The 23,585-nt window shown below is 67.4% G+C and carries 17 protein-coding genes and 1 pseudogene; 15 read left to right on the top strand and 3 right to left on the bottom strand.

Going from position 1 to position 23,585, the window contains the following annotated elements:
• Window positions 1-114: 114 nt before the first annotated feature.
• The 5 genes from HWX55_RS12000 to HWX55_RS11980 all read left to right on the top strand — a co-directional run bounded on the left by HWX55_RS12000 (window position 115) and on the right by HWX55_RS11980 (window position 7,021).
• A complete protein-coding gene (locus HWX55_RS12000) occupies window positions 115-1,410 on the top strand; it encodes an extracellular solute-binding protein (RefSeq protein ID WP_175975770.1) in 1,296 nt (431 codons plus the stop codon).
• Between the two features lie 4 nt (window positions 1,411-1,414).
• Entirely contained in the window at window positions 1,415-2,359 is a 945-nt protein-coding gene (locus HWX55_RS11995) for a sugar ABC transporter permease (RefSeq protein ID WP_244140543.1), read from the top strand.
• Window positions 2,360-2,361: 2 nt separating this feature from the next.
• Window positions 2,362-3,207, top strand: a complete 846-nt coding sequence (locus HWX55_RS11990; RefSeq protein WP_175975769.1) for a carbohydrate ABC transporter permease — start codon at window positions 2,362-2,364, stop codon at window positions 3,205-3,207.
• Window positions 3,208-3,279: 72 nt separating this feature from the next.
• Complete coding sequence (gene ugpC / locus HWX55_RS11985; protein WP_175975768.1) at window positions 3,280-4,446, top strand: sn-glycerol-3-phosphate ABC transporter ATP-binding protein UgpC; 1,167 nt, start codon at window positions 3,280-3,282, stop codon at window positions 4,444-4,446.
• A gap of 154 nt (window positions 4,447-4,600) precedes the next feature.
• The gene (locus tag HWX55_RS11980) at window positions 4,601-7,021 is read left to right on the top strand and encodes a glycoside hydrolase family 3 N-terminal domain-containing protein (RefSeq protein WP_175975767.1); all 2,421 of its coding nucleotides are present in this window, start codon (window positions 4,601-4,603) and stop codon (window positions 7,019-7,021) included.
• A gap of 158 nt (window positions 7,022-7,179) precedes the next feature.
• Here HWX55_RS11980 and HWX55_RS11975 read toward each other — a convergent pair whose 3' ends face one another.
• Window positions 7,180-7,881, bottom strand: a complete 702-nt coding sequence (locus HWX55_RS11975; RefSeq protein ID WP_175975766.1) for a FadR/GntR family transcriptional regulator — start codon at window positions 7,879-7,881, stop codon at window positions 7,180-7,182.
• Between the two features lie 233 nt (window positions 7,882-8,114).
• Between HWX55_RS11975 and HWX55_RS11970 the strand changes: the two genes are divergently transcribed.
• The 9 genes and pseudogenes from HWX55_RS11970 (at window position 8,115) to HWX55_RS11930 (ending at window position 17,644) form a co-directional block, all read left to right on the top strand.
• Window positions 8,115-9,659 carry a sugar ABC transporter ATP-binding protein gene (locus HWX55_RS11970; protein WP_175975765.1) on the top strand — a complete coding sequence of 515 codons (1,545 nt, stop codon included), beginning with the start codon at window positions 8,115-8,117 and terminating at the stop codon, window positions 9,657-9,659.
• Window positions 9,652-10,690: pseudogene (locus HWX55_RS11965) on the top strand (ABC transporter permease). The gene HWX55_RS11970 and the pseudogene HWX55_RS11965 overlap by 8 nt, the downstream one beginning before the upstream one ends.
• A gap of 42 nt (window positions 10,691-10,732) precedes the next feature.
• Window positions 10,733-11,680, top strand: coding sequence for an ABC transporter substrate-binding protein (locus tag HWX55_RS11960; protein WP_175975764.1), 948 nt, complete (start codon window positions 10,733-10,735; stop codon window positions 11,678-11,680).
• Window positions 11,681-11,709: 29 nt separating this feature from the next.
• Window positions 11,710-12,726, top strand: a complete 1,017-nt coding sequence (locus HWX55_RS11955; protein ID WP_175975763.1) for an aldo/keto reductase — start codon at window positions 11,710-11,712, stop codon at window positions 12,724-12,726.
• Entirely contained in the window at window positions 12,723-13,598 is an 876-nt protein-coding gene (locus tag HWX55_RS11950) for an amidohydrolase family protein (RefSeq protein WP_175975762.1), read from the top strand. The genes HWX55_RS11955 and HWX55_RS11950 overlap by 4 nt, the downstream gene beginning before the upstream one ends.
• A 22-nt stretch (window positions 13,599-13,620) precedes the next feature.
• Window positions 13,621-14,631 carry a zinc-binding alcohol dehydrogenase family protein gene (locus HWX55_RS11945; protein ID WP_089490426.1) on the top strand — a complete coding sequence of 337 codons (1,011 nt, stop codon included), beginning with the start codon at window positions 13,621-13,623 and terminating at the stop codon, window positions 14,629-14,631.
• 31 nt (window positions 14,632-14,662) lie between these two features.
• Window positions 14,663-15,826 (top strand): mannitol dehydrogenase family protein, encoded by a 1,164-nt coding sequence (locus HWX55_RS11940; RefSeq protein WP_175975761.1) that lies wholly within the window; start codon window positions 14,663-14,665, stop codon window positions 15,824-15,826.
• On the top strand, window positions 15,823-17,346 hold the full coding sequence (locus tag HWX55_RS11935; RefSeq protein ID WP_175975760.1) for an altronate dehydratase family protein: 1,524 nt from the start codon (window positions 15,823-15,825) through the stop codon (window positions 17,344-17,346). The genes HWX55_RS11940 and HWX55_RS11935 overlap by 4 nt, the downstream gene beginning before the upstream one ends.
• 55 nt (window positions 17,347-17,401) lie before the next feature.
• A complete protein-coding gene (locus tag HWX55_RS11930) occupies window positions 17,402-17,644 on the top strand; it encodes a hypothetical protein (protein ID WP_175975759.1) in 243 nt (80 codons plus the stop codon).
• 34 nt (window positions 17,645-17,678) lie between these two features.
• On the opposite strand, the gene HWX55_RS11925 is transcribed toward HWX55_RS11930, so the two are convergent.
• A complete protein-coding gene (locus HWX55_RS11925; protein WP_175975758.1) occupies window positions 17,679-19,640 on the bottom strand; it encodes a phosphatase PAP2 family protein in 1,962 nt (653 codons plus the stop codon).
• A gap of 191 nt (window positions 19,641-19,831) precedes the next feature.
• Entirely contained in the window at window positions 19,832-21,418 is a 1,587-nt protein-coding gene (locus tag HWX55_RS11920; RefSeq protein WP_175975757.1) for a methyl-accepting chemotaxis protein, read from the bottom strand.
• Window positions 21,419-21,738: 320 nt separating this feature from the next.
• Between HWX55_RS11920 and HWX55_RS11915 the strand changes: the two genes are divergently transcribed.
• Entirely contained in the window at window positions 21,739-23,556 is a 1,818-nt protein-coding gene (locus HWX55_RS11915) for a methyl-accepting chemotaxis protein (RefSeq protein WP_175975756.1), read from the top strand.
• Window positions 23,557-23,585: the final 29 nt, after the last annotated feature.

The following is a 23,585-nucleotide window of genomic DNA, read 5'->3' as shown; positions in this document are numbered from 1 at the left end:
CGGCGACTCCGACGATGGGTATACCCGGATGGCGATGCCGATGAATCAAACCTAACATCCGATAACGTTAACGCTAACTATCGGTTGGCGATACCTACAACGATGGAGACGTGGATGCTTTCGATCAAGGTTCGAAGGATCTCGCGCGCCGCGACGGCGCTGTTGGCAGCGTCGGCGCTCTGGGCCGGCGTCGGTCATGCGCAGTCGGCGAAAGTCATCGTCGAATGGGATCACCAGACGGAGGGCAATGGGCCCAAAACCGCACGCGCAGCCGCCGACCGGTTCGAGAAACAGAACCCCGGTTACAAGGTCGAGGATTCCCACGTTCTCAACGATTCCTACAAGGCGAAGCTGAAAGTGGCGTTCGGCGCGGGACAGCCGCCCTGCGTGTTCGACACGTGGGGCGGCGGGCCGCTGAGAGAGTATGTGAAGGCAGGCCAGGTCGTGGACCTCACGCCCTATCTGCAGAAGGATCCGGCCTATCGCGATCGCTTCCTGCCCGCGTCGTGGAAGGCCGTCACCTACGACGGCAAGATTTATGGCGTTCCGGCGGAGAACACGGCGGCTGCCGTGATCTTTTACAACAAGGATCTGTTCCGGCAATACAACCTCGCGCCGCCCGCGACCTGGGACGACCTGATGAACGTCGTGAAGGTGCTGACGTCTCACGGGGTCGCGCCGTTCGCGCTGGCCAACAAGAACAAGTGGCCCGGGTCGATGTACTACATGTATCTGGTCGACCGGCTCGGCGGCCCGGATGTTTTCCGTCGCGCCGTCGAGCGCGCGAAGGGCGGCAGTTTCGCGGATCCGGTGTTCGTCGGCGCCGGCAAGTATCTTCAGCAACTCGTCAAGGCCGGCGCATTCGCGCCCGGCTACAACGGGCTCGACTACGACATCGGCGCGTCTCGCCGCCTGCTGTACGCCGGCCGGGCCGCGATGGAGCTGATGGGAAGCTGGGAAGCGTCGACCATCCAGAAGGAAAATCCCGCGTTCTTCAAGAAGCTCGACTTCTTTCCGTTTCCCAGCATGCCGGGCGGCAAGGGCGACGTTCGCGATCTCGTCGGGACGCTCGGCGACAGTTACCTGAGCGTATCGACGCAGTGTCCCGAGCGCGACGCGGCGGTCCGCCTGATCAGGACGATGACGGACGACGAATCGATCCGCGCGAAACTGGCCGATGCGCGACTCCCGCCGGTGAAGAACCTGACCATCGCGGACCCGTTGCTGAAGCGCGTGCAGGAACTGGTCGCGCAGGCGCCGAACGTCCAGCTCTGGTACGACCAGGAACTGTCGCCGCGTCTCGGCGAGCGGCACAAGGAGATTTCGCAGGCGCTGCTGGGGCTGTCGGTGACGCCCGAGGCGGCTGCGCAACAGATGGAAGACGCGGCAAAGGCGGAAGCGGGCCGATAGGCGAGTGGAACCAACCGTGAAGGAGGTCATGGTGGAGACAGCGATGATCGCGACGCGCGCGAAAGCGCGCCCCGTGTCGCCGCACCGGTTGACCGCGGCGCTGTTGCTGGCGCCGTCGGTCCTGCTGTTGGTCGTGTTCCTGCTTTATCCACTGGTCGACAGTTTCCGGTTGTCGCTGGTCGACTGGAACGGGCTCGGCAGCGACGCGCGTTTCGTCGGCGTCGCGAACTGGCTGCATCTGGCCCAGGACGACGTGTTCTGGAAGGCGCTGGGCAACAATTTGCTGCTCGCCGCGTTCTCCGTGGTGATCCAGCTGCCTGTCGCGCTGGTGCTCGCGGTGCTGCTCGACAAGGCCGGCAAGGGCTCGCGCATGCTGAAGATCCTGTATTTCCTGCCGCTGCTGATGTCCAGCGTCGCGATCGGCGTGCTGTTCAAGAACGTCTACGATCCGAACTTCGGCCCGCTGAACGCCGGCTTGCACGCGCTCGGCCTGCATGCGCTCGCGCAGGACTGGCTCGGCGATCCGCGCTTCGCGCTCGCGTCGACGATCGCGGTGATCTGCTGGCAGAACATTCCTTTCTACATGATCCTGTTTCTCGCCGGGCTGTCGTCTTTTCCGGCGGAACTGGGCGAGGCCGCGCGGCTCGACGGCGCGTCGGAATCGACGATCTTCTGGCGCATCAAGCTGCCGCATCTGCAAGGCACGGTACGAACTGCCGCACTGCTCGCGGTACTGGGCTCGCTGCGCTACTTCGACCTGATCTTCGTGATGACGGGCGGCGGCCCGGAGAATGCGTCCGAACTGATGGCCACCTACATGTACCGTCGGGTGTTCAGCTCATTCCAGCTCGGCTACGGCAGCACGATCGCTTCGGCGATGTTCATCATCGTGGCGCTGGTCGCGGCGGCTGCGCTGCGCGTCACGCAGCGCTACTCACAGAAGGTCTGACCATGTTCGCTCGTTCAGTCCGGCAGGCGGCCAGCCGACGGCATCCGGTGATCTTCCTGCTGGCGCTCGTCTGGCTCGCGGTGACCACGCTGCCGTTCCTGTTCGTGGTCGTCACCAGTCTCAAATCGCAGGAAGAAACCTATTCGGCTTCGGTGTGGGCGCTGCCGTCCCGGCTCGACCTGTCGAACTATCTGGACGTGCTGCATGGCGCGTTCTTCATGTACCTGCGCAACAGCCTCTTCGTGGTCGGCCTGTCGGTGATCGTCATCGTGCTGCTCAGCGCGATGGCCGCCTACGCGTTCGCGCGCCTGCAGTTCCGCTTCAACAAGACGTTGTTCGGACTCGTCGTCGCATCGATGATCGTGCCGCTTCACGCGACGCTGGTGCCGATCTACCTGATGATCCGCAACGTCGGCCTGTACGACACGTCGCTGGCGCTCGTCGGCCCGTACGTCGCGTTCAGCCTGCCGATCTCGATTTTCATTCTCACCGAGTTCATGAAGCAGATCCCGCACGAACTCGAGGAAGCCGCCTATCTCGACGGATGCGGGCCACTCAAGATCTTCTGGCGGATCTACTTTCCGCTGTCGATGCCGGGCCTCGCGACGGTGGCCATCTACAACGCGATCGCCCTCTGGAACGAGTTCATCTTCGCGTACGTGCTGACCTCCACGCCGGAACACCGCACGCTGCCGCTCGCGTTGTGGGATTTCCAGGGGCAGTACGCATCGAACATTCCGGCGATGCTGTCCGTCGTCACGCTCACGTCGCTGCCGTTGATCGTCACCTACGCGTTCGGGCAGGAACGGATCATCAAGGGAATGATGGCCGGATCGTTGAAGGGGTAGCGACCGCTCGACCGCAGCCCGGCACGCATCGCGGGATGGCGGGATCCACTTACTTGTTCAGTCAGGCGAATCATGGCAAGCATCAGTCTCAAGCATGTCCAGAAGGCGTACGACGGCAATCCCCCGGTCATTCGGGATGTCGATCTCGAGATCGGCGCGAACGAGTTTTGCGTGTTCCTCGGTCCGTCCGGCTGCGGAAAATCGACGTTGCTGCGGATGATCGCCGGGCTGGAAACCATCACGGCCGGCGACCTGTGCATCGACGGTACGCGCGTCAACGACGTGCATCCGTCGAAGCGGCGCGTGGCGATGGTGTTCCAGAACTATGCGCTGTATCCGCACATGACCGTCTACGAGAACATGGCTTTCGCGCTGCGGCAGGCGAAGATCGACGCCGCGACGATCGACGGCAAGGTCAGGCGGGCCGCGGCGTCGCTGCAGCTGGAGAAGCTCCTCGAGCGGCGGCCGGCGGCGCTGTCGGGCGGGCAGCGCCAGCGTGTCGCGATCGGGCGGGCCATCGTGCGCGAGCCGGGCGTATTCCTGTTCGACGAGCCGCTGTCGAATCTCGACGCCGCGCTGCGGGTGCAGACGCGAACGGAGATCGCGCGCCTGCACCGCGAGTTCAACCGGGCGAGCGCGATTTACGTCACGCACGACCAGACCGAAGCGATGGCGCTCGCGGACAAGATCGTGCTGCTGCACGCCGGCGCCGACATGGAACGCCATGGCAGCGTGGCCCAGGTTGGGGCGCCGCTGGATCTATACCACCACCCGAGAAGCCGGTTCGTTGCGGGCTTCATCGGCTCGCCGCGGATGAATTTCCTGCCCGGTCGTATCGTCGCGGCCGATTCGGGCGGGCTCTCGCTCAGCTTGCGTGGCGGCGCGCTGATTCAGGCTGCTGTCGACGCACGCGGCATGCAGGTGGGCGCCGACGTCACGCTGGGGGTTCGGCCCGAGCACTTCGTCATTGCGGCGGGCGACGCGCGAAGTCAGGCCGTCAACGCGACGACCGGGCTGGTCGAGCGTTTCGGCGAGTGTACGTATCTGCATGCGACCGTTGGCGAGGGCCGTGACGTCGGCGTGATCGCGAAGCTCTCCGGCGATGTCGACATCGGGCGCGGCCGCGCCGTCGCGCTTCATGTGTCGCCCGATGCCTGCCATGTCTTCGATGCCGACGGCATGGCCTTGCCGCGCCTCGCCGCGGCGCGGCAACAGGATTACGCGCTGCGATCGGCGTGATCGCACCGCATACCCGGTCGGTTTCGCCGATGCGCGTCGATCGCCGCGGGCACGCATTCGACCGGACGGGCGCGGTGCACGTTGCCGCTTGCGTCGGGTACTGAAACGGGTCGCTGGCCCATTCTTCCATTCAGTCATTTATTTTGGATTCCTTATGTCAATCGATCTCGCAGAACAACCGGCGCTGTACCGCAATCCGGACGCGCCCATTCCCGCGCGCGTGGCCGATCTGCTCGGCCGCATGACCCTGAATGAAAAAATCGCGCAGTTGCATGCTGGCTGGCTGAGGTTGTCGTCGGACGGCAACCATGCGTGGCGGCTGGCCGATTTCGCGCAGCGCCAGACGGGGATTACCGTCGATGAACTGCTGGAGCACGGCCTCGGACAGATCACGCGCCCGCTTGGTACGCACTCGGTCGACGCACGCGAAGGCGTTCGCGCCTTGAACGCGCTGCAGCGCAGGATGGTCGAGGACACGCGCCTGGGTATTCCCGTCATGTCGCACGAGGAGTGTCTCGTCGGCCTGATGATCGAAGGCGCGACGCTGTTTCCGGCGCCGCTCAACTACGCGGCGACGTGGAACCCGGAACTGGTCGAAGCCGTCGCGCGCGAAATCGGCCGGCAGGCGCGCTCGATCGGCTGCCACCAGGGGCTCGCACCGGTGCTCGACGTATCGCGCGATCCGCGCTGGGGGCGCACCGAGGAGACGCTCGGCGAGGATCCGTATCTGGCGGGCGTGCTGGCCTGTCGTTACGTCGACGGCCTGCAGGGCGAGCGCCGCGACGTGCTGGCGACGCTCAAGCATTTCGCCGGGCACTCGGCGAGCGAAGGCGGACGCAACCACGCGCCGGTCCATGTCGGCCCGCGCGAATTCAACGATGTCTTCCTGCTGCCGTTCGAAATGGCGGTCAAGCTGGCCAATGCGGGCTCCGTGATGCCGGCTTACCACGACATCGACGGTATCCCGTGCCATGCGGACCCGACGCTGATCGATGGAACGCTGCGCGGAAAATGGGGATTCGACGGGTTGGTCGTGGCCGACTATGCAGGCGTCAACCTGCTGTACACGCACCATGGCGTCGCCGATGACGAAGCGGGGGCCGCGGCGCTGGCGTTCAATGCGGGTCTCGACGTCGAACTGCCGGGACACGAATGCGCGCTGCACCTGAAGGCCGCGATCGAGCGCGGCGACATCGGGATGCCGGTGATCGATGCGGCGGTGTCGCGCGTGCTGACCGAGAAATTCCGTCTCGGGCTGTTCGAGCATCCGTACGCGGATCCGGACGGTGTCGACGTGAACGGCGCCGATGCGGCGGCGGTGGCGGATCAGGCTGCACTCGAATCGATCATCCTGTTGAAGAACGCCGCCGTGCTGCCGATCGAAGCCGACGGTGCGTCGCGCGTGGCGATCATCGGACCCACGGCCGACGATCCGCTCGCGCTGCTTGCCGGATACAGCTTCCCGGTGCACCTGATCACGACCGGCGAGGATGCGCGTTCGCCGGTGAAGACGCCGTTGCAGGCGTTCAGGGAGCGCTTCGGAAGCGATCGCGTGTCTTACGCGAAGGGTTGCGAGATTCTGCGCGAGCGCCGCGCGGGAACGCCGGTATTCCCGGGGGATGTCGACATGGCGCGCGCGATCGACGAAGACCGGCAGGCACCGGTCAGCCGCGAAACCGACCAGATCGCCGAGGCCGTGCGGGTGGCGCAATCCGCGGATATCGCGATCGTCTTCGTCGGCGATCTGGCCGGGCTGTTTCAGTCCGGGACAGTGGGCGAGGGATCGGATGCGGACAGCCTCGACTTGCCCGGCGTGCAGCAGGCGCTGCTGGACGCGGTCGTCGCGAGCGGGACGCGGACGGTCGTCGTGCAGACCGGCGGGCGTCCGTACAACCTCGGCGGCCTGGAAGATGCCGTGGCCGCGCATATCGTCGCGTTCGCGCCGGGCCAGGGCGGCGCCGACGCGCTGGCGAAGCTGATTTCCGGCGCGGCCGACTTCAGCGGCAGATTGCCGTTGTCGATGCCGAAAAGCGTGGGCGCGGTGCCCTACGTGTACAACCACAAGCTGAAAAGCGCCGGCACGCCGATTGCCTACCATTTCGGCTCGCGTTATCCGTTCGGCTTCGGCCTGAGCTACACCGCATTCCGCTATCGCGCGCTCGACTGGATCGACCACAGGGCGAGCATCGCCGACGGTGTCTTCGCATTCTCGTTCGAGGTCGAGAACGTCGGGCCGCGCGACGGGACGGAAGTCGTCCAGATCTACGTGCGGGATCGCGTGGCGTCGGTGGTGCGACCGGTGCGGGAACTCAAGGGCTTCCAGCGCATTTTCGTGCCTGCCGGTGCGCGCAGAACGGTGCACGTCCGGCTGCCCGTCGATATGCTCAACTTCACCGATGAGCGAGGCGAGCGGATCGTGGAGCCGGGCGAGTTCGACATCATGGTCGGCAGTTCCAGCCGGGACATTCATCTGACCGGTTGCGTGACCGTGGTCGGCGAAACCGCGCGAACGCTCGAGCGCCAGTGGCGCATGGTCTGCGAGGTCACGGCAGGCAGTGCGGTCGCAGCGGGCTGAGAGCGGGCTGAGTCTTGGTGACGAAGCGGAGGCCGGTCATTCCAGCGTCGGAATGGCCGGCCTCGCGCGAGTGACGGGATCGACGAGCAAGCGGGCAGTTCAAGAAGATCCCGACGAGCGGTGCATGGCGACGCCGACGCATGCCGGCGCTCGCATGCTCAATCCGGATCGGCTTTCAGCCCGCCTTCGATCCACCGCGCTTCGGACGCGCGAAGGTGCGCACGAATGGCCGTCTGGGCCGCGATCGGGTCGCCGGCCTGCAACGCGGCGAGCACGTCCTCGTGCTCGCGCACGGCGGCGGTCCACGTCTGCGGATTCTCCGCATGGCCGCGCATCGCGGTCGCGATCGGGTCGTGGCGGCTGTCGAACAGCTCGCCGACGAAGCGGGTGAGCACCGAATTGCCGGCGGCTTCCGCGATCAGCATGTGGAACTGCCGGTCGGCTTCGACCGGGGATTTGCCGGCCTCCGCGAGCCGCTTCATGCGCTGCACCGTGCGCCGCAGGCGCTCGAGCATCGCGGCCGTCATCCGCGCGGCGGCCAGCGCGGCGACGCTGCCTTCGACGGCCGCGCGCGCCTGCATCAATTCCGACGGACTGTCGCCGAGCGTGGCCATCGGGCCGACCGCGTCGGCCGCCGCGTCGCGCACATACACGCCGGAGCCCATCCGGATCTCGATCTGCCCGCCGATTTCCAAGGCGATCAATGCCTCGCGCAGCGACGGGCGCGATACGCCGAGCGTCAGCGCCAGCTCCCGCTCCGGCGGCAGCCGCTCGCCGATCGCGAATTCGCCCTGACGAATCAACGCGACGATCTGGGCCGCGACCGATTGGTAAAGCCGCTTGGGTTCTGTCGATTTCATACGAGTGATAGGGATCAATGCGCTTTCGGCGCAAGCGCGTGTCGCGGAGTCTATCACGCCTGCCGCTTTGCCCCGTGTGGCCGCGGGTTCATCCGGATGTCGGGGTTTTCACTATTGGTAAGATCGGATGAGGATAGTTAAATTGGCTTGACCAAAGTTGGTTTGATTGCTGTAATTCATCCAAATTGGACTGACCGGATAGTGCCGCGGTCGATCCACCCCAAGGAGACGCAATGGCAATGCCTCGCAATCTGCCCGGTCAGGCCGCGCACGACGAAGCCGACCGGGAGATCCTGCGCCTGGACGGGATTCGCAAGCGGTTCCCGGGCGTCCTCGCGCTCGACGGGATTCGCCTCGACCTGCGCCGCGGCGAGGTGCATGCGGTGTGCGGCGAGAACGGCGCGGGCAAATCCACGCTGATGAAGATCATCAGCGGCCAGTACCTGCCCGACGACGGCGTCGTCCACTATCGCGGCGCGCCGGTGCGATTTCGTTCGGCTTCCGAAGCGCAGGCGGCCGGCATCTCGATCATTCACCAGGAACTCAATCTCGTCCCGCACCTGAGCGTGGCGGAGAACCTGTTCCTCGCGCGCGAGCCGCGGCGCGGGCCGTTCGTCGATACGAAACGCATGAACGCGGATGCGGCGCGCTGCATCGCGCGCATCGGGCTGAACGTGGCCCCGACGACGAAGGTCGGCGTGCTGTCCATCGCGCAGCAGCAGATGGTCGAGATCGCGAAGGCGCTGTCGCACGATGCGCGCGTGCTGATCATGGACGAGCCCACGTCGTCGCTGACGGAAGCGGAGACGGTACAGCTGTTTCGGATCATCGAGGAACTGCGCGCCGACGGCGTGGCGATTCTGTATATCTCGCACCGGCTCGACGAAATGGCGCAGATCGTCGATCGCGTGACGGTGCTGCGCGACGGGCGTCACATCTCGACGGACGATTTCGCCGACGTGAGCATCGACGACATCGTCGCGCGCATGGTCGGACGCACGCTCGACGACGCGTATCCGTCGCGGCAATCGGTGCCGACGGACGACGTGCTGCTCGACGTGCGCGACCTGCGCCGCGACGGCGTGTTCGGGCCGGTGTCGTTCGCGCTGCGCCGCGGCGAGATCCTCGGTTTCGCGGGATTGATGGGCGCCGGGCGCACCGAGATCGCCCGCGCGATCTTCGGCGCGGATCGCCCGGATGGCGGCACGATCGCGCTGCACGGCCGGCCCGTGACGATCCGCTCGCCGCGCGAGGCGATCCGGCACGGCATCGCGTATCTGTCGGAGGACCGCAAGAAGGAGGGGCTCGCGCTGCCGATGCCCGTCGCGGCGAACCTCACGCTCGCGAACGTGCGCGGCATCACGTCACGCTTCGGATTCCTGCGCTTCGACGACGAGCTCGACGTCGCGCGCCGCTACGTGCAGGACCTCGCGATTCGCACGCCGTCGGTGCACCAGCGCGTGCGCAACCTGTCCGGCGGCAACCAGCAGAAGGTCGTCATCGGCAAATGGCTGTACCGCGGCTCGAAGATTCTGTTCTTCGACGAGCCGACACGCGGCATCGACGTCGGCGCGAAATTCGCGATCTACGGGTTGATGGACCGGCTCACCGCCGACGGCGTCGGCGTGGTGCTGATCAGTTCGGAATTGCCCGAACTGCTCGGCATGACCGACCGGATCGCCGTGTTTCACGAAGGTCGATTGACCGCGTTGCTCGACACTCAACACACCAGTCAGGAGGAGATCATGCACTACGCGTCGGGGCGTTCCCATGCTTGAAATGACATCCGAACGAAGCCAGGCCGACGAACGGGCGGCGCGACAGCGGCGGCGCGACCTGATCCAGAAGTTCGCGGCGCTGGGCAGCCTCGTCGTGCTCGTGTTCGCGTTCTCGATATCGAGCGCGGCGTTCTTCTCGGTCGACAACCTGATGACGGTCGGCCTGCAGGTCACGTCGATCGCCTATCTGGGCGTGGCCGCCACCTGCGTGATCATCACGGGCGGCATCGACCTGTCGGTCGGCTCGGTGCTCGCGCTGGCCGGCGTGTGCGCGGCGCTGCTGGTCAAGGCCGGCGTGCCGGTGCCCGCGGCGATGGCGGCCGGCATCCTGGTCGGCGCGCTGTGCGGGCTCGTCAACGGCATACGGCATCTGCGTGACGCAGATGGGCTTGCCGCCGTTCATCGCGACGCTCGGCATGATGCTCGTCGCGCGCGGCATCGCGCTGCAGATCACCGGCGCGCGGCCGGTCTCGGATCTCGGCGACGCGTTCGGCGCGCTCGGCAACGGCGCGCTGCTGCGGATCTCGCGCATCGGCGCCGACGGGTTCCCCGACACGACCTTTCCCGGCATTCCGTATCCGGTCGTGATCATGGTCGTGCTGTTCGTCGTGGTGTCCGTGCTGCTGTCGAGAACGTCGCTCGGCCGCCATATCTACGCGGTCGGGTCGAACGCGGAAGCCGCGCGGCTGTCGGGCGTGAACGTGCAGGGCGTGAAGCTGTTCACCTACGTGCTGTCCGGCGCGCTCGCGGGCGTGACCGGTTGCGTGCTGATGTCGCGGCTCGTCACCGGGCAGCCGAACGAAGGCGTGATGTACGAGCTCGACGCGATCGCCAGCTCGGTCATCGGTGGCACGTCGCTGATGGGCGGCGTCGGCACGATTTCCGGCACGGCGATCGGTGCGTTCGTGATCGGCGTGCTGCGCAACGGCCTGAACATGAACGGCGTGTCGAGCTTCATCCAGCAGATCATCATCGGCGTCGTGATCCTCGGCACGGTGTGGATCGACCAGTTGCGCAATCGCCGGCCCTGACCGGCAGCAAGCAGTCCCTACCAACGAGAAGCGGAGCGAGACATGAACAAATCCATCCTGCTGGCGGCATCGGCGTGCGTGTTCGCGGTATGCAGCAGCGCCGCGCATGCGGCGGGCGGCGAGATCGCGGTGATCGTCAAGACGGTCAATTCGAACTACTGGCAGAACGTGCAGAAAGGCGCGAAGGCGGCGCTCGACGGCGCCAAGGGCTACACGATGACGTTCCAGGGCCCGGCGGCCGAGTCCGACATCAGCGGGCAGGTCAACATGGTCGACAACGCGGTCACGCGTCACGTGGCGGGCATCGTGCTCGCGCCGTCCGATCCCGATGCGCTCGTGCCCGCGATCAAGAAGGCGTGGGAAGCGCACATTCCCGTCGTGCTGATCGACTCGGCGATCGCGGACGCCGGCAAGCCGTACTACCAGGCGTTCCTGTCGACCGACAACGAAAAGGCGGGCGCGCTGTGCGCGAAGGCGCTGATCGACCGTGTCGGGCAGTCGGGCAAGATCGCGATCATGTCGTACGTGCCGGGCGCGGGCTCCGAGGTCAGCCGCGTCGGCGGGTTCCGCAAGTACATCGAGAGTCATTCGAAGCTGCAGGTCGTCGGCCCGTACTACTCGCAATCGCAAATGGCGACCGCGCTGAACCAGACGACCGACGTGCTGTCGGCGAACCCGGACCTGAAGGGCATCTTCGGCGCGAACGAGCCGACCGCGGTCGGCATGGGCCGGGCGCTGAAGCAGTCGGGCAAGGCGGGCAAGGTGGTGGCGATCGGGTTCGACGGCAACGAGGACTTGCAGGGCTTCGTGCGCGACGGCACCGTGCAGGCGATCGCCGTGCAGGGCTCGTGGCAGATGGGGAACCAGGGCGTGCGCACGGCGCTCGACGTGATCGAGCGCAAGCCCGCGCCGAAGCTGATCGATACCGGCGTCGTGATGGTCGACAAGCAGAACCTCGATTCGCAGGCGGCGAAGAACGTCCTGTACTGATCCCTTTACCCCGCATCCAGTCACGCCTCATGAACGCAAACGATACGCGCACCTTGCCGCGCAGCGGGCTGACGGTGTCCGCGCTCGGCCTCGGCTGCTCGCAGCTCGGCGGCCTTTATCGGCCGATGTCGGCCGCCGATGCCGCCGCGCTCGTCGACGCCGCGTGGGCGGCCGGCCTGCGCTATTTCGACACCGCGCCGTATTACGGCTACACGCTGTCCGAGCGGCGCGTGGGGGCCGGCCTCGCCCCGCGCGAGCGCCGTGCGTTCACGCTCAGCACGAAGGTCGGGCGGCTGATGCGCGCCGACGCCAGCGTGCAGCCGGGCGACGACGGCTGGGCCGAGCCGCTGCCGTTCCGGCCGGTCTACGACTACAGCTACGACGGCATCATGCGCTCGCACGACGACAGCCGGCAGCGGCTCGGGCTCGCGCGGGTCGACATGCTGTACGTGCACGACATCGGCGCGATGACGCACGGCGATCGTCACGCGCACTACTGGGAACAGTTGACGCGCGGCGGCGGGTTTCGCGCGCTCGACGCGCTGCGCGCGGGCGGCGAGATCGGCGCGTTCGGTCTCGGCGTGAACGAATGGGAAGTCGCGGCCGACGCGCGGAACGAAGCGGAACTCGATGCGGTGCTGCTGGCCGGCCGCTACACGCTGCTAGAACAGACGGCGCTCGAACCGCTGCTCGACGCGTGCACGCGTGACGGGACGGCGATCGTGATCGGCGGCGTGTTCAATTCCGGCCTGCTCGCCGGCAACGGCAAGTTCAACTATGCGGACGCGAGCGCCGACGTGATCGACAAGGCCACGCGGCTCGGCGCGCTGTGCAATCGCTTCGACGTGCCGCTTCCCGCCGCTGCGTTGCAGTTTCCGTTCGGCCATCCGGCCGTCGTGTCGTGCGTGGTCGGCGCGCGCAGCGTGACGCAGTTGAAGCAGAGCATCGACTGGTTCGAGCGCCCCGCGCCGGCCGAGCTGTGGGATGCGTTGCGTGACGAAGGTCTGATCGATGCGCACGCGCCGGTGCCGGGAGCACGCGCATGACCGCACGGATCGACGCCCATCAGCATTACTGGCGCATCGGTGCGCGAGCCGGTTGCTGGCCGCCGGCCGAACTCGATGCGATTCACCGGGACTTCGGCCCGGCCGATCTCGCGCCGCTGCTCGATGCGGCGCGCATCGATACCACCGTCCTCGTGCAGTCGCTGCCGAGCGAAGCCGATACGCGCTTTCTGCTCGATCTCGCGGCTGAAACGCCGAGCGTCGGCGCGGTGGTCGGCTGGGTCGACCTGAAGGCCGACGACGCACCGGCGCGGATCGCGGCGTTTGCATCCGCGCCGAAGGCGCGCGGCCTGCGACCGATGCTGCAGGATCTGCCGGACGACGCGTGGATCGACGATCCGCGGCTGGATCGCGCGGTCGCCGCGATGCGCAAGCATGCGCTGGGTTTCGATGCGCTGGTGATGCCGCGTCATCTCGATGCGCTGCATGCGTTCGCGCGACGCCATCCGGATCTGCCGATCGTGATCGACCACGGCGCGAAGCCGTTCATCGAGCGCGGCGAATTGCAGCCGTGGCTGTCGGCGATGAGCCGGCTCGCGCGCCTGCCGAACCTTCACTGCAAGCTGTCCGGCCTCTGGACCGAAGCGGGGCCGTCGGCCGGCCCGGATGCCGTGCGCGCCCGCGCGCGGCCGTATGTCGATGCGCTGGCCGATCTGTTCGGGCCGACGCGCCTGATGTGGGGCAGCGACTGGCCGGTGCTGCGGCTCGCGTCGGCATGCGGCGGCTACGGCGAATGGCTGGCCGCGTGCGAGGACGATTGTGCGCGGTTGCTCGGCGCCGCGGCGCGGGATGGCCTCTTCGGCGGCAACGCGCGCCGCTTCTACCGGATCGACACCGCACGCCACGACGAATGAACCAGAACGAAAGGAACCCGACATGCTCAGCGTGATTTGCGAATCCCCCGGCGTGCTGCGCGTGCAGCATCGCGAACCGCCCGTGCGCGGCAGCGGCGAAGTGCTGTTGCGCGTGCAACGGGTCGGCATCTGCGGCACCGACCTGCACATCTTTACCGGCAACCAGCCGTACCTCGACTATCCGCGCGTGATGGGCCACGAGCTTTCCGCGGTCGTCGTCGACGCGGAGCCGGCGTCGGGGCTCGGCGCCGGCGATGCGGTATACGTGATGCCGTATCTGTCGTGCGGACACTGCGTCGCATGCCGTCACGGCAACACGAACTGCTGCGTGAACATCAAGGTGCTCGGCGTGCATCGCGACGGGGCACTCGCCGAATACCTGAGCGTGCCCGCGCAGTTCGTCCACAAGGCCGACGGCATTTCGCTCGACCAGGCGGCGATGCTGGAATTTCTCGCGATCGGCGCGCATGCGGTGCGGCGCGCGGACGTCCGTGCCGGGCAGCGCGCGCTGGTCGTTGGCGCCGGGCCGATCGGCATGGCCGCGATGATCTTCGCGAAGCTGCGCGGCGCCGACGTCACGTGCCTCGACACGCGGGCCGACCGGCTCGCGTTTTGCCGCCAGCATCTGGCGGTCGATGCGGCGGTTGAGGTGGGGGAAGGCGACGCGGCGCGTCTCGCAGCGCTGACGAACGGCGAGTATTTCGATGCGGTGTTCGACGCGACCGGCAACCTCGATGCGATGAATCGCGGTTTCGAATTCGTCGCGCATGGCGGCAAATACACGTTGATCTCGATCGTGCGTGGGCACGTCGCGTTTTCGGATCCCGAATTCCACAAGCGGGAAACCACGCTGCTCGCGAGCCGCAATGCGACGGCCGAGGATTTCGCGACGGTGCTCGACGCGATGCGGGCAGGGAGGATTCCCGACCGCGCGCTGAACACGCACCGGATGCGGCTCGACGAGGTGCCGGACGCGCTGCCGCGTCTGCTGGATGCGGGGCAGACCGTCGTGAAGGCGCTCGTCGAATGCTGATTCAGCGAATCCGGCACGCGGAGCGCACGCGATGACGCCGCCGATCCTGCAATTCGGCACGAGCCGCTTCCTGCTCGCGCACGTCGACCTGTTCGTCTCGCAGGCGCTGGACGACGGCCACGCGATGGGCGGCATCGGCATCGTGCAGACGACCGGTAATCCGGCCAGCCGCGCGCGCATCGACGCGCTGCGCGCCACCGGTCGCTATCCGGTGCGGATTCGCGGGCGTGACCGCGGCGGCGTGGTCGACGAAGTCGTCGAGTGCCACGCCGTGCATCGCGCATGGGACGCCGAGCGCGACTGGGCGGAAATACGCGGCGCCGCGATCGAGACGGTGCACGTCATCGTGTCGAATACCGGCGACGCAGGCTATCGTGCCGATCCGCGCGACACCGTGGACCTGCTGGCCCAACCCGGGCAAGCGCCGCACGGCTTTCCGGCGAAGGTGCTCGCGCTGCTGCATGCGCGCTGGCAGGTGCGGCCCGATGACGGCGTGTCCATCCTGCCTTGCGAACTGGTGACGAACAACGGCGACACGCTGCGCGACATCGTGCTGGGCCTCGCACATCAGTGGCGGCTGTCCGACGCGTTCACCGACTATCTGGGCAACCGCTGCATTTGGGTCAACTCGCTCGTCGACCGCATCGTGTCCGAGCCGCTTCACCCGGTCGGCGCGATCGCGGAGCCCTATGCGCTATGGGCGATCGAGCGGCGTGCCGGCATGGCGCTGCCGTGCCGGCATGCACAGATCGTCGTCACCGACGATTTGCGCAGCCACGAGCGGCTGAAGCTGTTCTTCCTCAATCTCGGGCACAGCTGGCTCGCGGAACAGTGGCTCGCGGCCGGGCGCGACGCATCGGAAACGGTGCTGGACGCGATGAACGATGAGCGGCTGCGCGACGGTCTCGAAGCCGTGTGGCGCGATGAGGTGATGCCGGTATTCGTCGCGCTGGGCTTGCACGAAACGGCCGAACGCTACATCGACAGCGTGCGCGAGCGCTTTCTGAATCCGTTTCTCGCGCATCGCATCGCCGATATCGCGGTCAACCATCGCGAGAAGGTCGCGCGGCGGATCGAGCCGCTGCTCGCGCTCGCGGATTCGCTGGCGATGCCGGCCGAACAACCGCGGTTGCGGCAACTCGTCGCCCGCTATGAGCCGGCCGGCATCGCAACCACTGGGAGAAATACATCGTGAAGCAACCGGCAGTCGTGATCCTTCACGGCAACGACAACGTCGCCGTCGCACTCGACGCGCTGGCGCCGGACGTGCCGATCGACGTGCGCGGCGCGCCGCTGCAACTGGCGGACGCGGTGCCGGCCGGGCACAAGGTCGCCACCGCGCCGATCGCGCGCGGCGAAGCGATCGTCAAATGCGGGCAGCCGATCGGCGTCGCGCTGCGCGACATCGCCGCGGGCGAGCACGTGCACGTGCACAACGTCGGGATGCCCGAGCGGCATGCGCACGACGACGGGCTCGTCGGCGACGCGCCCAACGTTGCGACGGATCGCCGCGATACCTTCGACGGATTCGTGCGGCCCGACGGCAGCGTGGGGACCCGCAACTACGTCGGCGTGATCGCGAGCGTCAACTGTTCGGCGAGCGTCTGTCATGCGATCGCCGATGCCTACCGGCACGGCGCGCTCGATGCGTTCGGTCACGTCGACGGCGTCGTCGCGATCACCCATCAGAGCGGCTGCGGGATGTCCGCGACGGGGGACGGCATCGAACTGTTGCGGCGCACGCTCGTCGGCTATGCACGGAACCCGAATTTTGCGGGCGTGCTGCTCGTCGGCCTTGGTTGCGAGGTCAACCAGGTCGGCGCGCTCGCGCAACGGCTCGACGCGGCCGCGCCCGGCACCGTGCGCACGCTGGTGATCCAGGACGAGAGCGGCGTGCGCGACACCGTGGCCAAAGGCGTGTCGATCGTGCGCGAACTGGTGGAGGCGGCCGACGGCGCGCGTCGCAGCGCCGTGCCGGCCTCGCGGCTGACGGTCGGCCTGCAATGCGGCGGCTCCGACGGCTACTCGGGCATCACCGCGAATCCGGCGCTCGGCGCGGCCGTCGACTTGCTGGTCCGCAACGGCGGCACCGCGATTCTGTCCGAGACGCCCGAGATCTACGGCGCCGAGCATCTGCTGATCGCGCGCGCGGCGTCGCGCGACGTGGCCGAGCGTCTGCTCGGCCGGTTGCAGTGGTGGGAGCGCTACGTCGCCGACAACGGCGGCGAAATGAACAACAACCCGTCGCCCGGCAACCTCGCGGGCGGCATCACGACGATTCTCGAGAAGTCGCTCGGCGCGGTGTCGAAGGCCGGACGCTCGCCGCTGCGCGCGGTCTACGACTATGCGGAGCCGGTGCGGCAGGCCGGGCTCGTGTTCATGGATACGCCGGGTTACGACCCGGTGTCGGCCACCGGGCAGATCGCCGGCGGCGCGAATCTCGTGTGCTTCACGACGGGCCGCGGTTCGGTGTTCGGCTCGAAGCCGGTGCCGACGATCAAGATCGCGACGACGACCGGCCTGTTCGAGCGGATGCAATCGGATATGGATTTCGACAGCGGCGGGATCGTCGCCGGTTCGCTGACGGTCGATGAAGCGGGCGAACGGCTGTTCCGGCTGATGCTCGACGTCGCGTCCGGACGCAGATCCCGCAGCGAGGACAACGGCATCGGGGAACGCGAATTCGTGCCGTGGCTGCGCGGCGCGGTCATGTGACGTGCGACGCGACGTGCGACCGAGCGCGCAATCGGACAGCGAAGGAGAAGCCGCGATGGAAACCCGCATGCGCGAGCCGACGATCGGCGAAATCGATCAGGACGGCTCGCTGTCGGAACTCGAGAAGGGCTTGCTGGGCGAGGCGCTGAGGTTGCTCGCCGAGACGCGCGCGCGTGCGCTGGAACTCTGTGTCGAGGTCAGCCGGCGGCAGGGTGGCGCCGCGCCGGACGTCCACGATTTCAACCTGCCGACGATCATCGAACTGCAACGGCGCTTCGGTACGCGGCCTTGCCCGTGAGCGGCGCCGTTGCAGGATCGAGCTTCGCTGCCGGTTACGCCGCCGACAGCGTGATCGACACGCCCGTCGCGGTGTAGACCGGCGTGGCCTTGAACCCGTCGACCGTCACCGTCGCGAACTTCGCGGCAGCCGCCGCGCCGTCGATCAGCGCGATCGTGTCGCCGGCCTTCGGTGCGTAGCCGTTCACGAATTTCACGTGCAACGTACCGCCCGTGACGGTGAGCGGCCCGCCCACGCGCAGCCGTCCGCCGCCGTTGCCGTCGATGTTGAGTTCGAGCGTCGTGTTGTCGAGCTGCGTGTAGCGGGTGGCGATCGTCACCGGCGCGGCGGCCGCGATCCGCACGCTGCCGCCCGGGCCGACGTACACGTCGCCTTTGCCGAACGCCGTCGGCGACGCGGCCGCCAGCGTGCCGCCGCTCACCTGCGTGCCGCCCGTGTACGCGTTGTTGCCCGCCAGCGTCAGCGTGCCGCTGCCTTGCAGCGTCAGCTTGCCGGCGCCCGCGACGTCGTTGCGCCACAGGTCGGCGGCACTGAGGCCGCCCTGCGACGCATCCATCGACACGATCACGTTGCCGTTGAACGCGCCGTAGCCGTCGGCGGCCGCGAACAGGTTCAGGCGGCCCCAGCCTTCCGCATCGTCCATCACCGGATAGCCGGACGACAGTTCGGTCGTCTTCAGCACGACGCGCCGCTGGTCGGCGCTCAGATACGGAAAGCGCGTCTGCAGCAGGATCTCCGCGCCCTTCGGCACGACCGGCGGCGCGTTCGTCGATTCGATCGCGCCGAATCCGAACGTCATGCGGCGAAGGAACGCGGCCTTGTTCGTCGTGTAGTCGGCGAACCGGTCGGTGGCCGTCGTGCTGGAGCGCGCGAAGGCGGAGAAGGTCGTCGCGCTCGTGCCCGTCAGTTGTTGCAGCGTCTGATGGGCTTGCGTGTACGCGGCCTGTGCGTCGCCGGCGTACGCGGTCAGGTTCGCCGCGCTGACGGCCAGCGCGAGCATGCGTCCGCCGATCACGTCGAGCGGCGAATGCATGCCGGCGAGAATCCGGTTCTCGCCGAGTTCGAGGCCGCGGCTGACCATTTCCTGGAAGCGTTCCGGCAGGAGCCACGCCATCGTCGTCGCATCGCGCATCGCCTCGGCCGTGTGGCCGCTGATGAAGCCGCCGTCGGTCGCGGGCGTCGCGCTTTCGGCCGGCACGAGCGTCGGCGCGACGACCACGCTGGTGCTCCAGCGGTACGGGCGCGCATATTTGAAGAAGCGCTTCGACGGTTCGGTCGACGCGTTGTTGCCCATTTCGTTGAGCAGGTCGACGACCTTCCCGAAGCTGGCGTTGCCGCCGCTGCTGCCGACGCCGACGTTGTTGCCCGCGTCGTTGTACAGCACGGTCGTCGCATCGGCGGGCACGCTGGTGATGGTGGTGGTCTGCTGGGCGGCGGTGCGCCACGCGGCGGTGAGCGGCCCCATGCCGTCGGTCACGCTGTAGCCCTTGCCGCGCCGGTCGTCGTAGTACGCGGCATCGGCCTGTTGCGGCGTGCGGGCGGTCGTCGCGTTGACCACGTACTGCACGTTGGCCGACAGCACCGCATCGTTCAGGATCGTGCCGCACGGCACGCCGCTGGTCGGCAGCCCGGAGCAGGTCGACGGCGAGATGGCCGGGAACGCGCCGTTCGCCGGCGCGGTCACGCCCGCGTCGACCAGCATCGTCGCCGGTTGCCAAAGGTCGAGGAAACGGCTCAACACGCGCACCGCGGCGTTGGTCGACAGCGTCGCATAGCGCGCGTCGCCGCGCTGGTTGGTCGCGACGTTGTCGACGAAAGCGGGCGCGCTCGGGATCGGCGCGCTGTCGACGAAGCCGGGGTCGGCGGGCGGCGCCGGAACGGCCGCGGCGATCGTGGCGGTCGACGCGACGTCGTCGCCGCCGCCGCACGCAGCCAATACGATCGCACTCGACAATGCCGCGACGTGCAGCGGGAAACGGCTTCGTGACGCAAACATGCAAGACTCCATCCTGATGATCGAAGATGGAGGATTGTGGTGAGCGAACGTTACGCGGTCGTTACGGAATTGTTTCGCGTCGTACGCCGAGGGTGAAAATTCCCACTATTTGGTTAATTTCCGGTGCTGAACATGACGGACGGCGGAATTCATCCGCCGTCCGTCACAGATACAGGGCGGTGGGCGGCGGCCTACGCGCTCGTCGTGCGCGTGTCCAGCCGGAACAGCGAGACGGCCTCGGCAAGCCGATTTCCCTGTTCCTCGAGCGACTTCGATGCGGCGGCCGCCTGCTCGACGAGCGCCGCATTCTGCTGGGTGACCTCGTCCATTTGCGTAATGGCGAGATTGACCTGCTCGATGCCGCGGCTCTGCTCGCTCGACGCCGCGGCGATCTCGCCCATGATGTCGGTCACGCGCGAGATCGCGTGCGTGACCTCGCTCATCGTATCGCCTGCGTTGTTCGCGATATGCGAGCCGTCCTGGATTTTCCGGACCGATTGCGAGATCAGCTCGCGGATTTCCTTCGCGGCGCTCGACGAACGCTGCGCAAGACTTCGGACTTCGCTCGCCACCACCGCGAAGCCGCGGCCCTGTTCGCCGGCGCGGGCGGCTTCCACGGCCGCGTTGAGCGCGAGAATGTTGGTCTGGAACGCGATCCCTTCGATGATCGCGGTGATCTCCGCGATCTTGGCGGAGCTCGCGCTGATGTCCGTCATCGTGTCGACCATCAGGCCGACGGCCGCGCTGCCGCGCTCGGCGACCTCCGATGCGTTGTTGGCCAGGCCGCTCGCCTGCTGCGCGTTGTCGGCGTTCAGGCGCACGGTGGAGGTCAATTGCTCCATGCTCGACGCGGTTTCCTGCAACGACGCCGCCTGCTGTTCGGTGCGGGACGACAGGTCCTGGTTGCCGGACGCGATTTCGCCGGCGCCGGTCGCGACGTTGCCCGATGCGGTACGAACCTCCGAGATCAGGCGGATCAGGTTCGCCTGCATGTCGCGCATCGAAGCCAGCACGCTGCCGGCCGGCGCGGCGCCGGTCGTGGATTCGGCGCCGAGATTGCCGGCGGCGATGTGGCCGGCGATATCGCTGAGCACGGCAGGCTCCGTGCCCAGCGCGCGCAGCAGGCCGCGGGTGATGAAGGCGCCCGAGATCGCGGCCGCGGCGGCGGCGGCGATGCAGATCGCGATCAGCATCAGTCGTCGCGACGTATAACGGTCGTCCGATTCCTTCACCAGTTGGTCCGCCCGCAAGCGCGAGTACGTCGCGTACGCGTCGGTGGCCGCGACGAGCTGGGCCAGCAGCGGTCGGCACTGTTCGTTGATCATCGTGATCGCCTGATCGCGCCGGTTGTTCGCCGCCGCATCGACGATAGCGCGCGCCACCGGGCCGTACTGCGCCTCGACCGCCCCGATTTGCCGAACCAGTTCGCGAGACTTGTCGGACGCGCCGCTCCCTTCGCGGACTGCATTATTCAGTTCGCCCAGCAGCGCGCCGACTTCGTGGTCGGCCTTCAGTGCCGCTTCCTTCTCGATGTCCGCGTCGCGCGGGCTGGCCGCGAGGACCTGGTTGCGGGCGGCGATCGCGCGCCGGTCGACGGCGGCGAGCACCTTGTCCGCCAGGGTCGCGCGGGCGTTGATGCCGTTGACATAATGGTCGAATGCCGCGTTCGCGTTGCCGAGCGAGACGATGCCGACGACGGAGACGAGCACGACCGTGCACGTAAGAAGTCCGAAAGCCATGATCAGCTTCGTGCGAACCGTTAATCGTCGATCGTTCATAGAAGAATCCAGTTGAGGGTATTAAATAGATTTCCTGATTAACGGAACGGGGAACGAACAGTTTAGGACCGTCGCCCGAGGCAATCGTTTGCGGGTTGCCTGTCGTCAAAAAAATCCGGCAGCGCTCCGCATTTGTCACGCCGAGCGGGCGAACGGCTCCGTTCTCGCCCGCCACAACCGGTTTGTGCCGCCACGTACCCGTGCCGGTCGCCGTCCTGCCGGCATCGCTCAACTTCCCGCCGACGGTGCCGTTAAACGGATCAGGGTCGCCTTTTTCAGCGATCCAGTTCAATCACGCGGTAACGGAGACCGAAGTCATCATGCTGTCATCAATTCGCGCACGGATCCTGGCGACGTGTGTCGCCATCGTCGTGACGGCGCTGGCCGTCACCGGCGGGCTCGTCTATTACGTCGTCAAGACTCACAACGACGAGGCCATCGACCAGAATCACAAATCGATCCTCGCCGGCCACGCACTGGCGATCGACGAATGGGTGGCCAGCCGGTCGCGCGAAACCCAGGCGCTCGCGGACACGATCGCGATCGGCGACGGCGACCCGGTGCCGGCGTTGAAGCTGCTCGGCAAGTCGGGCGGCTTCGAGGTGCTGACGCTCGGCCTGCCGGACAAGACCGCCTTCTCGAACGTGCCGCTCGCCCCCGGCTACGATCCGACCGCGCGACCCTGGTACAAGCAGGCCGTCGGCGCGGGCCATCTGGTCGTGACGGCGCTCTACCGCGACGCGACGAGCGGCAAGCCGGCCGTCGCGTTCGCGGTGCCGGTGGTGCGCGACGGCGCGGTGAAGGGTGTGCTGGCCGCCAGCCTGTTCATGGAGAACGTGAGCTCGATCGTGACCTCCGTTCACCCGACGCCGGCGAGCTTCGCGTTCCTCGTGGACAAGGGCGGTCGCGTGATCGCGTCGGCCAAGACCGACCTGATCATGAAACCGGCCACCGGTCTGTCGCCGGAACTCGATGCCGATCACCTCGGCGCGCTGCAGGCGGCGTCCGCGCCCGTCGCGGTCGACATCGACGGCGCCGCCAAGCTGATGCGCGCGCAACCGATCGCCGGCACCGACTGGTCGCTGGTGCTCGCGCTCGACAAGGGCGACGTGACGGCCGGCATGCGGGCGGTCGCGACGACGACGCTGTTGGCGATCGTGATCGTCGCCGGCATCGCCGCCGCGCTCGTCGGCGCGATGACGAACGCGGCGTTCAAGCGCATCCTGATGGTGCGCGACGCGCTCACGGACGTCTCGAGCGGCAGCGGCGACCTGACGAAGCGCCTGCCGGCCGACGGCGCGGACGAAGCCGCGCAGATCGCGCGCGCGTTCAACGCGTTCGCCGAGAAGATCAGTGCGATCCTGCTGCAGATCCGCGCGTTCAGCACGTCCGTCAACCTCGCGAGCGCCGAGATCGCGCAGGGCAACCAGGATCTGTCCGCCCGCACCGAACACGCGGCGTCGAGCTTGCAGGAAACGGCCGCGGCGCTCGAGGAGATCGCCGGCACGGCGCGCAACTCGGCCGATGCGGCGAGCCAGGTGAACCGGCTGGCGGAATCGGCGTCGGATGTCGCGCTGCGGGGCGGCACGGTCGTGCGCGAGGTCGTGTCCACCATGAACGACATCACGCAGGCGTCGGCGGAGATCGCCAACATCGTCGGCGTGATCGACGGCATCGCGTTCCAGACCAACATTCTCGCGCTGAACGCCGCCGTCGAGGCGGCCCGCGCGAACGAGCACGGCCGCGGCTTCGCGGTCGTCGCCGGCGAGGTGCGTGCGCTCGCGCAGCGCAGCGCGCAGGCCGCGCGCGAAATCAAGCAGCTGATCCACTCGTCGGTCGAGAAGATCGAGGGCGGCTCCGGGCTCGTCCAGACGGCCGGCGCGACGATGGACGAAATCGTCGACGGCGTGCGCAACATCACGAGCGTGATCGCCGAAATCAGCGTCGCCGCGAAGGAGCAGAGCACGGGGCTCGAACAGGTGAATCAGGCGGTGTCGCAACTCGACGATACGACGCAGCAGAACGCGGCGCTCGTCGAGCAATCGGCGGCTGCCGCGACGTCGCTGCGCGAGCAGGCGGCCCGGCTCGCGCAGACGGTCGGCGAGTTCAAGCTGGCGGAGCGTGCGGTGCCGGCGTGATGGTCCGGTTGACGGGGGCCGGCAATCCT

The organism is Burkholderia sp. BCC1047, from assembly GCF_902833155.1.
Taxonomy (GTDB): domain Bacteria; phylum Pseudomonadota; class Gammaproteobacteria; order Burkholderiales; family Burkholderiaceae; genus Burkholderia; species Burkholderia sola.
The sequence above is the reverse complement of the archived record's forward strand: the minus strand, read 5'-3'. Positions and strand labels throughout refer to the sequence as shown.